Origin of the sequence: Kribbella amoyensis (assembly GCF_007828865.1) — a bacterium.
Taxonomy (GTDB): Bacteria; Actinomycetota; Actinomycetes; order Propionibacteriales; family Kribbellaceae; genus Kribbella; species Kribbella amoyensis.
Window position 1 is genome coordinate 3,434,650 of record NZ_VIVK01000001.1, and the last position, 12,203, is coordinate 3,446,852.

General features: G+C 70.0%; 12 protein-coding genes. 7 read left to right on the forward strand and 5 right to left on the reverse strand.

Annotation, left to right across the window (positions count from 1 at the left end; translation table 11 throughout):
* The first annotated feature begins 72 nt into the window (after positions 1 to 72).
* The 6 genes from FB561_RS16325 to FB561_RS16350 are packed head-to-tail and all read left to right on the forward strand — an operon-like array spanning position 73 to position 7,199.
* On the forward strand, positions 73 to 1,101 hold the full coding sequence (locus FB561_RS16325; protein WP_145807577.1) for a LacI family DNA-binding transcriptional regulator: 1,029 nt from the start codon (positions 73 to 75) through the stop codon (positions 1,099 to 1,101).
* Positions 1,098 to 2,390: an extracellular solute-binding protein gene (locus FB561_RS16330; protein ID WP_145807579.1), complete on the forward strand. Its 1,293-nt coding sequence runs from the start codon at positions 1,098 to 1,100 to the stop codon at positions 2,388 to 2,390. The genes FB561_RS16325 and FB561_RS16330 overlap by 4 nt, the downstream gene beginning before the upstream one ends.
* Positions 2,387 to 3,265 (forward strand): carbohydrate ABC transporter permease, encoded by an 879-nt coding sequence (locus tag FB561_RS16335; RefSeq protein WP_145807581.1) that lies wholly within the window; start codon positions 2,387 to 2,389, stop codon positions 3,263 to 3,265. The genes FB561_RS16330 and FB561_RS16335 overlap by 4 nt, the downstream gene beginning before the upstream one ends.
* Positions 3,265 to 4,089, forward strand: coding sequence for a carbohydrate ABC transporter permease (locus FB561_RS16340; RefSeq protein ID WP_145807583.1), 825 nt, complete (start codon positions 3,265 to 3,267; stop codon positions 4,087 to 4,089). The genes FB561_RS16335 and FB561_RS16340 overlap by 1 nt, the downstream gene beginning before the upstream one ends.
* 30 nt (positions 4,090 to 4,119) lie before the next feature.
* Entirely contained in the window at positions 4,120 to 5,178 is a 1,059-nt protein-coding gene (locus tag FB561_RS16345; protein WP_238334844.1) for a glycoside hydrolase family 130 protein, read from the forward strand.
* The gene (locus FB561_RS16350) at positions 5,175 to 7,199 is read left to right on the forward strand and encodes a hypothetical protein (RefSeq protein ID WP_145807585.1); all 2,025 of its coding nucleotides are present in this window, start codon (positions 5,175 to 5,177) and stop codon (positions 7,197 to 7,199) included. Before FB561_RS16345 ends, FB561_RS16350 begins: the two co-directional genes overlap by 4 nt.
* On the opposite strand, the gene FB561_RS16355 is transcribed toward FB561_RS16350, so the two are convergent.
* The 4 genes from FB561_RS16355 to FB561_RS16370 form a co-directional block, all read right to left on the reverse strand.
* Positions 7,180 to 8,151: an aminoglycoside phosphotransferase family protein gene (locus FB561_RS16355; RefSeq protein WP_238334845.1), complete on the reverse strand. Its 972-nt coding sequence runs from the start codon at positions 8,149 to 8,151 to the stop codon at positions 7,180 to 7,182. The genes FB561_RS16350 and FB561_RS16355 overlap by 20 nt on opposite strands.
* A gap of 77 nt (positions 8,152 to 8,228) precedes the next feature.
* A complete protein-coding gene (locus tag FB561_RS16360; RefSeq protein ID WP_238334846.1) occupies positions 8,229 to 8,918 on the reverse strand; it encodes a helix-turn-helix transcriptional regulator in 690 nt (229 codons plus the stop codon).
* Between the two features lie 188 nt (positions 8,919 to 9,106).
* On the reverse strand, positions 9,107 to 9,838 hold the full coding sequence (locus FB561_RS16365; RefSeq protein WP_145807589.1) for an Rv3235 family protein: 732 nt from the start codon (positions 9,836 to 9,838) through the stop codon (positions 9,107 to 9,109).
* Between the two features lies 1 nt (position 9,839).
* Entirely contained in the window at positions 9,840 to 10,862 is a 1,023-nt protein-coding gene (locus tag FB561_RS16370; protein WP_145807591.1) for a LysM peptidoglycan-binding domain-containing protein, read from the reverse strand.
* 188 nt (positions 10,863 to 11,050) lie between these two features.
* Here FB561_RS16370 and FB561_RS16375 point away from each other — a divergent pair, with 188 nt between their 5' ends.
* A complete protein-coding gene (locus FB561_RS16375; protein ID WP_145807593.1) occupies positions 11,051 to 11,605 on the forward strand; it encodes a hypothetical protein in 555 nt (184 codons plus the stop codon).
* Positions 11,606 to 11,874: 269 nt separating this feature from the next.
* Here the strand turns inward: FB561_RS16375 and FB561_RS16380 are convergent, their stop codons facing one another.
* Positions 11,875 to 12,123 carry a helix-turn-helix domain-containing protein gene (locus FB561_RS16380; RefSeq protein WP_145807595.1) on the reverse strand — a complete coding sequence of 83 codons (249 nt, stop codon included), beginning with the start codon at positions 12,121 to 12,123 and terminating at the stop codon, positions 11,875 to 11,877.
* Positions 12,124 to 12,203: the final 80 nt, after the last annotated feature.

The window sequence follows — 12,203 nt, forward strand, 5'->3', positions numbered from 1 at the left end:
CTTGACGTGGCGCGTTTGGACCGGTTTAGTGGCTGTTTAAACCGGTTTAAACACTCCTCGAGAGGTCCCTGAATGTCGAAAGAGCGACCCACGATCGCGGACGTGGCGCAGCGGGCCGGGGTGTCCAAGGGCTCGGTGTCGTTCGCGCTCAACGGCCGGCCGGGGCTCGCCCAGGCGACCGTCGACCGGATCCTGGCGGCCGCCGACGAGCTCGGCTGGCGGCCCAGCAACCGGGCCCGCTCGCTGTCGGTGTCGAAGGCGTTCGCGCTCGGCCTGGTCATCACCCGGGATCCGGCCGTGCTGTCCTCGGACCCGTTCTTCCCCGCGTTCATCGCCGGAGTGGAGAGCGTGCTCGGGCCGCGGGGCCAGGCACTCGTCCTCCAGGTGGTGACGCCCGGCGAGTCCGAGGCCGACGGGTACCGGCGGCTGGCGAGCGACGGCCGGGTGGACGGAGTCTTCCTGTCCGACCTGCGGCACGAGGATCCCCGGATCGACCTGCTGACCGAGCTCGGCCTGCCTGCGGTCACCCTGAACCGGCCCGACGGCGGCTCGCCGTTCCCGGCCGTCGTCCTCGACGACCGGCCCGGCACGATCGCGGTCGTCGAGCACCTGGTCGGTCTCGGCCACCGCCGGATCGCGCACGTCGCCGGTCCGCCCACCTTCGTGCACGCGACCGCCCGGACCGCCGCGTTCGTGCGGGCGCTGGCCGACGCCGGTCTCGAGCCGGCCGCGATCGAGGTCAGCGACTTCACCGCGGCCGGCGGGATCGCGGCCACCCAGCGGTTGCTCGCGCGGCCGGACCGGCCGACCGCGATCGTCTATGCCAACGACCGGATGGCCATCGCCGGCCTCGGCGCCGCCCAGCAGGCCGGGCTGACGGTGCCGGACGACATCAGCATGGCCGGCTTCGACGACAGCGAGCTGGCCGAGTTCGTCCACCCCGGCCTGACCACCGTGCGCGCGGATCCGTACGCCTTCGGCGAGGCCGCCGCGCAAGCCCTCAACCAGTTGATCGACGGACCCGGCGAGGTCGCGGACACCGAACTCCCGCCCGCCCGGCTCGTAGTACGGCGCTCGACCGCCCGTTTGGAGGAGAAGTGAAACACAAACTGACAGCCGCTCTGCTCGGCCTGGGGCTCGCAGTCACCACGGCCGCCTGTGGCGGCGGCGGTGGCGGTGGTGACGCCGACGCCGCGGCCAAGGCCCGCGGCGAGATCACCATCTGGCTCTCGAACAACCCGGAAGAGGTTGCTTGGGGCAAGCAGATGGTGGCGGCGTGGAACGCCGCGCACGCGGATCAGAAGGTGACGGCTCAGGAGATCCCGGCGGGCAAGAGCTCGGAGGAGGTGATCGGGGCTGCGATCACGGCGGGGAACGCGCCCTGCCTGATCTTCAACACCTCGCCGGCCTCGGTGTCGCAGTTCCAGAAGCAGGGTGGCCTGGTGGCGCTCGACAGCTTCGAGGACGGCAAGTCGTACGTCGAGGAGCGCAGCGGCAAGGTCGCCGAGCAGTACAGGTCGACGGACGGCAAGTACTACCAGCTGCCGTGGAAGTCGAACCCGGTGATGATCTTCTACAACAAGAAGGCGTTCGCCAAGGCGGGCCTGGATCCGGACAAGCCCGAGCTGGCGACCTATGACCAGTTCCTGGCGACGGCGCGGAAGGTGGTCGCCGGGAAGGGGGCGCCGTTCGCGATCTATCCGGCGCCGAGTAACGAGTTCTTCCAGTCCTGGTTCGATTTCTATCCGTTGTTCGCGGCCGAGTCCGGTGGCAAGCAGTTGGTCCAGGACGGCAAGGCGCAGTTCGCCTCCGAGGAGGGCAAGAAGGTCGCCGCGTTCTGGCGGACGCTGTACGCGGAGAAGCTGGCGGCGCAGGAGAAGTACACCGGCGACTCGTTCGTCGAGGGCAAGGCGGCGATGGCGATCGTGGGTCCGTGGGCGATCGCGACGTACAAGGACAAGGTCGACTGGGGTGTCGTGCCGGTACCGACGTCGGCGGGCAAGCCGGCCGCCGAGACGTACACCTTCAGTGACGCGAAGAACGTCGCGATGTACTCGGCGTGCAAGAACCGCGGGACGGCGTGGGACGTGCTGAAGTTCGCGACCAGCCAGGAGCAGGACGGCAAGTTCCTGACCTCGACCGGGCAGATGCCGATCCGGGACGGGGTCGCGGCGGCCTACCCGGACTACTTCGCGAAGAACGCCGACTACAAGGTGTTCGCCGACCAGGCCGCACGGACGGTCGAGGTGCCGAACGTGCCGAACTCGATCACGATCTGGCAGACCTTCCGCGACGCGTACTCCAAGTCGGTCATCTTCGGGCAGCAGGATCCGGGCGAGGCGCTGGACGGCGCCGTGGAGAAGGTCGATCAGCTCGCCTCGCAGTCATGAGGTGGTTGCTCGGCAAGCAGCCGGCGGGGACGGCGTTCGTCACGCCGTACGTCGTCTTCCTGGCCGCGGTGTTCGCGTACCCGTTGGGGTTCGCGGTGTACATGTCCTTCCACGACTACTTCTTCGCCGCCCCCGGCGCGATCGTGGACCGGCCGTTCGTCGGGTTCGAGAACTACGTGACCGTGCTCTCGGACCCGGCGGTCCGCCGCTCGTTCCTCAACGTCGGCATCTTCCTGCTCATCAACGTCCCGCTCACCGTCGTGCTGGCGCTGCTGCTCGCCACGGCGCTGAACACGGCGATCCGGTGGCGGACGTTCTTCCGGGTCTCGTACTACGTGCCGTACGTGACCGCGAGCGTCGCCCTGGTCGGGGTCTGGCTGTTCCTGTTCAACGAGAACGGCCTGGTGAACTCGATCCTCGGCCCGCTCGCGCCGGATCCGTCCTGGCTGGTGAACTCCAAGCTGGCGATGCCGACGATCGCGGTCTACGTGACCTGGAAACAGCTCGGCTTCTTCATCCTGCTCTACCTGGCCGCGCTGCAGAACGTGTCCAAGGACCTGTACGAAGCGGCGTCGATGGACGGCGCGGGCAAGGCCAAGTCATTCTGGAACGTCACCGTCCCCGGCGTCCGACCCGCCACGACGCTGGTCGTCCTGCTGGCCACGGTGACCGGGGCGAACCTGTTCACCGAGCCGTACCTGCTGACCGGTGGCGGTGGACCGGACGGCGCGTCCGCGTCGCCGGTCCTGATCATGTACCAGCGCGGTATCGAGCAAGGTAATCCGGACATCGGCGCCGCCATCGGCGTGCTGCTGGTGATCGGGGTGCTGTTGCTCGCGTTGTTGCAGCGCCGGTTGCTGGAGAGGGAGAGCTGATGCCGAAGGCCGTCCGGTTCGTGCTCCTGCTCGTCGGGGCGTTCGTGTTCCTGTTCCCCTTCTACTACATGCTGATCGGCTCGCTGCAGACCGAGCCGGATTCGACCGTGCGCGGGGCGTTCCCGTCACCGGACAACCTGACCGGGCACAACTACGCGGAGATCAACGCCGCGATCAACCTCGGCCGGTCCCTGCTGAACTCGGGGATCTTCACCGGTGGCGTGATCCTCGGCACGATGGTGTTCGGCGTCCTGGCCGGGTACGCGCTGGCCCGTCTGCAGTTCCGCGGTCGCGGTGCGGTGTTCGCGTTGATGCTGCTGGTGCAGGTGATCCCGTTCCAGCTGCTGACGATCCCGCTGTACGTGATGATCGTCCGCGGGTACGGGCTCGCCGACTCGTACCTGGGCATGATCCTGCCGTTCGCGATCAACTCGACCGCGGTGTTCGTGTTCCGGCAGTACTTCCTGCAGCTGCCGCAGGAGTTGTTCGACGCGGCGCGGGTGGACGGTGCCGGTGAGCTGACCACGTTGGTCCGGATCGCGATCCCGCTGGTGAAGCCGGCTTTGCTGACCGGTGTGCTGCTGACGTTCATCGGTCCGTGGAACGAGTTCCTCTGGCCGTTCCTGATCACCAAGCAGCAGGACCTGCAGCCGCTGGCCGTGTCGCTGTCCAACTACCTGACCACGGTGGCGGCCCGGGCGGCGAACCCGTTCGGTGCCGTACTGGCCGGCGCGTGTGTGCTGGCCGCGCCCGCGGTGGTGCTGTTCCTGGTGTTCCAGCGCCGCTTCATCTCCTCGAGCCTCGAGTCCGGCGTCAAGGGCTGACGCTCACTCTGCCAAGAAAGGTCTTCTGTCGTGACTGTTCCGTACACCCTGACCCGTGTCGGTGTGCTGATGACGCCCGAGCCCGGCAACGCGCTGGAGGTCGAGGGCGTACTCAACCCGGCCACCGGCCACACCCCGGACGGCACCCTGTACCTGCTCCCGCGCCTGGTTGCTGATGGCAACGTTTCCCGGGTCGGCCTGGCCGAGGTCGAACTCACCGACGGCGTCCCCACCGGAGTCCGCCGCGAAGGGGTCGTCCTCGAGCCCGACGAGGGCTGGGAGCGCGGCCTGAACAACGCCGGTGTCGAGGATCCTCGGGTCACCTGGATCCCGTCCCTGAACACCCACGTGATGACCTACGTCGCGTACGGACCGCTCGGCCCGAAGCCGGCGCTCGCCGTGTCGGAGGACCTGCGAACCTGGCGCCGTCTGGGCCCGCTGCACTTCGAGTACCAGCCCGACCTGGACACCGATCTGAACCTGTTCCCGAACAAGGACACTGTGTTCTTCCCCGAACCGGTCACCGGTCCCGACGGCGAACCGGCGTACGCGATGCTGCACCGCCCGATGTGGGACCTCGGCTGGTTCCGCGAGGGCGAGGGCGTGCACCTGCCGGCGGGGGTGACCGACGACCGGCCGGGGATCTGGATCTCGTTCGTCCCGGTCGCCGAGGTGGAGGCCGATGTCCGGAATCTCGTGCACCTGCGGCACCACCGGTTGGTGGCGATGTCGGAGCACCCGTTCGAGGAGCTGAAGATCGGCGCGGGCCCGGCCCCGCTGCGAGTCCCCGAGGGCTGGCTGGTGATCCACCACGGTGTGACCGGGGAGCAGCCGGAGGGGTTCGACCCGACCACGCAGAAGGTGAGTTACGCCGCCGGTGCGTTGTTGCTCGACGCGAACGATGTGACCAAGGTGATCGACCGGACGGTGGAGCCGATCCTGGTCCCCGAGACCGAGGAGGAGCGGATCGGAACTGTCGGCAACGTCGTCTTCCCGACCGCGATCGAGGAGGTCGACGGCGTGCACTACGTCTTCTACGGCATGGCCGACGCCAAGATCGGTGTGGCCCGGCTGGACCGGCAGTCATGACCGTCTCCCGCCGTACCGTCCTCGGTGGGTCTGTCGCTCTCGCCGCCGCCACCGGCATCACCACCGGCACCAGTTGGCCCGCCGCCGCGTCGTCGGCCACGTCCGCGTCCTCGGGCTCCGGCCGGCTGGTGAACCTCGCCCACCTGGACTACCTGGGCGACACCGTCACGCCACCCGCGACCCCGGGCCACTCGAGGTACGGATCCGGTCCGCTCGGTGTGCTGTGGACGTACGCCGACCGCCGGGCCGACGGGTCGTACGCGCGGATCGGTGGCGGTCCGTACGACGCCGCGACCAACACGTACGGGCAGGGGGCGTTCAACACGGACGACCTGACCCGGGCGGCCGTGGTGTACCTGCGGCACTTCCAGGCGCGCGGGGATGCGCACAGCCGGGCCGCGGCGTACGGGCTGCTCCGGGCGGTGACATACCTGCAGACCGTCGGCGGTCCCAACGACGGCAACGTGGTCCTGTGGATGCAGCCGGACGGCACGCTCAACCCCAGCGCCGAGCCGGTCGAACTGCCCGACCCGTCCGACTCCGGTCCGTCGTACTGGCTCGCTCGGACCGTGTGGGCGCTGGGCGAGGGGTACGCCGTGTTCCGCCGGGTCGACCCGGGGTTCGCGGAGTTCCTGAAGACGCGGCTGGAGCTGGCGCTGCGGGCACTGGAGCGGCAGGTGCTCGTCCGGTACGGCCAGTGGAACGTGGTGGACGGACGACGCGTCCCCGCCTGGCTCATCGTCGCCGGTGCGGACGCCACGTCGGAAGCGGTGCTCGGGTTGTCCGCGTATGTGCGTGCCGGTGGTTCCCCGGCAGCGCGGCGGGCCCTAGTCCGGTTCGCCGAGGCCGTCGGCGCGATGAGCGCAGGTGACGTGCGGGAGTGGCCGTTCCGCGCGCTGCTGCCGTGGGGCGAGTCGATCTCGTTTTGGCACGCGTGGGGTGCGCAGATGCCCACCGCGCTGGCGTCTGCGGCGACCGCTCTGGGCGATCGGTCATTGCTGATTCCGGCGGTGGGCGACACAGCCGGGTTCACGCCGTTGCTGCTGACTGCCGGGGGACCGGACAACGGGTGGCTCCCAGTCCCCGCCGATCGCACGCAGATCGCGTACGGCGTGGACGCGCGACTGCAGGGACTCCTGTCGGTCGGTGCGGCCGCTGATCGGCCGGGCCTGCGCCAGGTCGCCGCGTTCGTCGCCGCCTGGTACTTCGGGGCGAACCGCGCCGGGGAGGCGATGTACGACCCGGCAACCGGCCGGACCTACGACGGCATCTCGGGCGACGGCGTGGTCAACCGGAACTCGGGCGCCGAGTCCACTATCCACGGCCTGCTCTCGATGCTCGCGCTGGACGAGTCCCTGGCCGGCGAGGCGCAACGGCTTGGTGCTGGTGCTGGCGCCGGGGCGATACAGCGGAGCGGGCTGACCGTTGTCGAAGCGGAGACGGCGCAGCTCAGCGGTGGAGCTTCGGTGGTCACGCCGCCGTCCGCGTGGACCGGTGAATCGCAGTGGAGCAACGGCTCGTACGTATCGCTGCCTGCTGGAGCCACGGCGTCCTGGTCCATCGTCTCGTCCGCCTCGGAGTCCCGGTTGGTACTGCCCGTGGTCGACCTGGTCGCCGACCGCCGCGCGGGACGCAGTACGTGGAGCAGCGGGGGTCGTCGGCTCGGAGCGATCGACCACGGGAGCGGGGGAGCACAAGGTGTGTCCGCTGCACCGGGCGCCCTCCTGCCGGTGACGTTGTCGGGGCTGCTCGCTCCTGGTACCGACAAGGTGGCCGTGACGTCGTCCGGTGCGAGCGTGCGGGTGGATGCGTTGTTGTTGCTGCCGTTGGTCAGCTCTGTCCGCCTCGGCGATGCGACGTTGCTGGTGAGCGTGGACTCGCATCCACGGCGCGTGTCGGTCGACGGACCGGCCGGCGCGGTGGCCTACGCGTACACGTCGACGGGCGCGCTGCACTCCCGTCGTCCGTTGTCCGCCGGCGCACTCGTCGTCCCAGGCGGCTTCACCGTCGTCCGCGGCTGAGCGCTTCCGCACACCATTCGGCGACGAACGCGAGCGCGATCCCGCGTTGGCGGAACAGGTACGGCCCGTCGGCCTCCCGGTGGTACGCCTGGTGCTGCTCGTCCGACGCACGAGCCAGCAACAACGGCAACAACCAGGCGTACTTCACCCCGGACGCCATCACGGCGAGCCGCACCTGCGTGTCGTCGCCGGTCCACCCGGCCTCGTGGAGTCCGTCGAGGTAGCTCTCGACGCACGTCTCGGCGAGGTCGGGCATCCGCTCAGCCGGCCAGAACAGGTCGAACACCGCGTCGGGGATGTGGTTGCCGATGTCCTCACCGAGTGCGCCGTCCCCGGTGAACGCCCAGTCCAGCGCGGCCATCCCGCCCGCCGGCCGGCGGATCACGTTGCTGACCCAGAGATCGAGGTGACACCTTGCCCTGGGCAACTTCTCGGTGAGGGTGAGCAGGTCCTCGCGGTGGTCGACCAGCCGCCGCCAGGCCGCTCTCAGGTGGGGTGGCCAGGTCTCGACGATCAACGGCTGCTGCCAGGCGGCGTCGTCGTCGAGCAGGTCCCACCGGACGTCACGGGTGGTGGAGTAGTCGCGGAGGAACCCGATCGAGGTCCACGGCCGGTCCGGCGCGGGCACGGCCTGCCAACGCCCGACGGCTCGCGCGAGCTCGGCGTGGTCGTCGAGGGTGAACTCGGGGCCCGGTACGCCGTGGATGTCTTCGAGGTGGATGACGGCGCCGGTCGGGGTCTCCTCGATCTCGGCGTTCGGTAGCTCGAGTCCAGCAGCGGCGAGTTGGTGGCGGAGCTCGTGGTCCTGATAGACGTCGAGCTCGCGATGCCAGTAGTTCCAGTGCCGCGGATCGATGGAGGCGGCCCAGCTGTCTTTGGCGCCGGAGGGGCGACGCAGTTCTTTGCGGATCACGGTGCTGCCGTCGGTGTTCACGATCCGCTCGACGGTCACGGTGACGGCGTTCTTGGGGTTGTGTCGCAGGGTGGTGACACGCGCTGGCGCTGGTTCGGCTCGGTTCGTGGAGCTCATCAGGTCAGTAGGGCTCGGGGTGGCACTCCGGTGAGCGCTTTGACGTCGCGGGTGAAGTGGGCCTGATCGGCGTACCCGGTGTGGACCGCGACGTCGGCCAGGGAGAGACCGGTACGGGCGTATTCGAGGGCGCGGTTCATCCGGAGGACGCGGTCGAGCATCTTCGGTCCGTAGCCGAACGCGTCCAGGCACCGGCGATGCAGTTGCCGCTCGCTCAGGCCCACACTCCCGGCCAGCATCGGCACGCCGATCCCGCGCCGAACCCCGCGCAGCACCTGCCGCACCACCCCGTCCGGGCGCACGTCGTACAACCTGGCGACGGCTTCCTCCAACGCGAGCTCGGGACTGGCCGCTGTACCGACCTCGTTCGCGAGCCGGCGAGCCCGGGCCGGTGACCAGATCTCGGCGAGCGGGGCCCGGATGTTGAGCAACGCGCGGGCCGGGATCCCGAGGAACGCGGGCGCCGTCCCCGGCGAGAACCGCACCGCGGCGAACCTGGTGCCCGCCTCGGCCGCACTCACGAACGCGCGCGTGTCCGGCCCGGCGACGAAGAGCTCGCCCTCGGCCCAGATCAGGTCCATGCACCCGTCCGGCAGGACCAAGCCGGGTGACCCGTCCGTCGTCCGCGTCCAAACCACGGCCCCCGGCAGCACGGCCGGCCACTCGCGATAAGGAACGCCCACACTCATCCCCCCAGTGTGCCAACCCCCACCGACAACCTCGGACCGCCTCGGGCCGGGTGCCGGGGCTCCGCGGGGACACCATCCCGGGACCGTGAACAAGGAATAGCGTGTCCGCGCCCCCGAGTACCTGTTCACGGTGTCGGCGTCCCGGAGCAGCTGGAGCAGGTCGGCGCCGTCCGGACCGGGTGGTGGGCTCAGCCGAGTTCGAGGGCTGTGCAGACCCAGCGGCCGCGGTGGATTTCCAGCCGCAGGGCGATTGCCCGGGACCGCTGGCCGTAGCGAACGTGGGCGGCGATCTCGGCGACCTCTTCGACCGGGGAGGAAACGTGGACGGACCGGACCGAGCACCGCTCCTTCGTACTCCGTGCCTCGGCCGTCGTGGTCAGGCCGAGCAGTCGCACCCGCCGGCTCAGGTCCATGAACACCGTCGAGTCCGTCCACCGCACCAGCTGATTCAGCGGCCGGTCCCCGGCCAGCACCTCGGCCACCGCCTGCACAAGCCGGGTGCCCCAAGCCTGCGCATCCGGCACCCGCGGCCGCACCAGAGCCTTCACCGGCACATCCGGGTCCAGAACGCTCAACTGGACAACAGCACCCACCGCCGAACCACCTTCCACCTGCCCGGCGCCACCCTTCCCAGCGGTTCCGGTCCGCGCAGCACCTGCCGCGGTGTCCGCCGTTCTCAGCTGGGTGGTGGCGCCCGCAGGATCGCAAACGGCCTTCGGCCCGCCGTGCTGTGCGTCGGGTCGCCCGGCCGGGATGGTGCCGGCGGACGGGTCGATGCCGGGGAGGGCCAGGGCGCCGTACGTCATGAGTTGGGCGTTGGCTCGTTCCAGCTGGGCGCGGCTGGCTGGTGCCTGGTGGAGTGGGATGGGTGGGGTCCCCGGGGAGCGGCGGACGGCGACGAGCTTCGGGTGCTTGGTCATGTCACTTCTCCTCGTGGGTTTGCGGCACGGCGGGAGCGGCAGGCGCCGGGGTACGGAGCACCTGTCCGGAACGAATGAGGTCGGGGTCGGACCCGATGACGGCGCGATTCGCGGCGTACCACTGCCGCCAGCGCGCGTCGATCTGCGAATTGGTTGCCTGGGGCCCGAGTTCCCCGGCGGCGATGGACCACAGCGACTCCCCGGTGGCGACGACCCGGCCGGCCACTCGCCCGGTCCCGAGATCCGTGTACCGGGTGGGAGCCCCCACCGTCGGCCGATCCGGTACCCCGACCCGTCGTGCCGTGGACGGTTTGTCGCCCCGTCCCGGGGTCGTGGGCTTGGTGGAATCGCCTTCGGTCGGGCGGGTCGGAGCGGGGATCGCGACTCGGCTCTTCTTCGGGTCCGGCGCGGTGGGCGTCTCTGTCAGGCGCACCGTGGAAGCGGACTCCTGCGCCCGCCAGTCGGCGGGACTCGCCGTCGACCTACGGGCCGGCTCTGTGAGGCGGACCGTGGACGGCGACTCGGTGGTTCGCCAGTTGGCCGAGGTCGCGCCGGGCGTACGGGCTGAGTCGGTCAGGCGAATCGTCGAGGACTGCTCCGTGGTGCGCCAGTTCGCGGCGCTCTGGGTGGAGTCGCCGAGGGCGAGGGTCGAGGGGGACTCGACGGGGCCCCACGCGCGGTGGTTCGGCGCGTCGGCCGGGGTGGCGTGGGCCACCCCGATGGTGAGTGGGGTGACTGCGGCGACGCCCAACGCCGAGCGGAGGAGGGCGCGGGAGCCGTGCGAGGTGATGGTGCCGGCGATGGCCGAGGCGGCGCTGCCCAGGGCGCCCGGGAGCTGCTCGAGGACGGTGGCGAGGACGGCGAGCAGGAGCCAGGCGTACGCGAACCAGGCGACCACGCCGACGGTGACGAAGGCCATCGAGGGGAGGTCCTCGACGGAGGCTGCGTCGAGCATGCCGCCGGTCATCCAACGGAGCAGCAGGCCCAGGGCGGTCAGTGCGCCGAGTGCCAGGAGTGCTTTCACTGCCCGGATCATCGCTTTCACCCGTCTTCGTCGCTGATCTATGAGTTTGCGTTAGTTTGCGTTGGCTTGGCCAGGATATCCCTGGTTGGGTCGGCTTTGGCAAGTCGAAAGCGTCGACGTGTCGCTACGCAGGGTCCTGGACGACCACGAAGAGTGCCGGCGAGCGCGACGGAGGGTAGGTTCTCGGCATGCGTTGGGATGCTCTGTTCGAGGACCTGGAGTCGCAGTTCGCGGCGCTCCAGGACGGCGATCTGTACGGCGAGGTGGCGGAGCGGATCCGGGCCGAGGTCGGCAAGATCACGCTGCTCGACCGGTTGCGCGGGGCGGTCGGGACCGTGATCCGGGTCGAGCTGACCCACGCCGAGCCGGTCCAGGGCGAGCTCACCCGCGTCGGGAACGACTGCCTGCTGCTGGAGGGCGAGCATTTCGACGAGTGGTTGATCCCGGTCGCCGCGCTGACCGCGATCCACCGGATCGGGCCGTGGGCGGAGCCGGCCGTCGGCGCGATCGCGGCCAAGCTGGGGCTGGCGTACCTGTTGCGGGGGATCGCGCGGGATCGCTCACCCGTCACGCTCTTCTGCGCCGGCCACAACGGTCACCCGATCACCGGCACCATCGACCGGGTCGGCGCCGACTTCCTCGAGCTCGCGGAGCATCCCCTCGATGCTCCCCGCCGGCGCAGCGAGGTCCAGAACGTCCGTCTGGTCCCCACCCAAGCCCTCTCAGCCCTCCGCCGCCGCTGAACCACCCAGCCGGTACTCCCGGGTGCGCTGGGTGCCGGACAAGCGAACACACCCGGCTCGAGGTTGGCGTGGGGCTGGCGTTACTGCGAGGTGAGTGGCCCGGGGTGCGCCTGCATGGGGCGCGGTCCGCGGGCAGGTGGTGGGCGCTACCGGGCGGGTGCGGGTGCGGAGCGGGCTGGTGTTACGGCGAGGTGGGCGGGAGGCCGGACGCGGCGCGGGTTCGCGGGTGGGTGCCGTGCCGGTCCTGGGGGTGTGCGGTTGGGTGGGGGTTAGCGGTGAAGTTCTTCGGGTTGGTCGGCTTCTTCGCCGAAGGGGTGGGTGTCGATGAACTGCTTGGTTTCGGTGTAGAGGCGCTCGATGTACTTCTCCAGCTCGGTGGCTTCTACTCGCCACTGGCCGCGGCCGCCGATCTTGACCGCGGGGATGTCGCCGCGGCGGACCAGGGCGTAGACCTGGTTGGCGGAGATGTTCAGCACCTCGGCGACGTCCGAGAGCTGGAGGAAGCGTGGTTGCGGCATACGCCTGGCGCCCTTTCCCTGGTCGACGGTCCGCTGCGGTGACGGTTGCAGCTTCCTGCAACGGCACTTCCTTCAGTTTG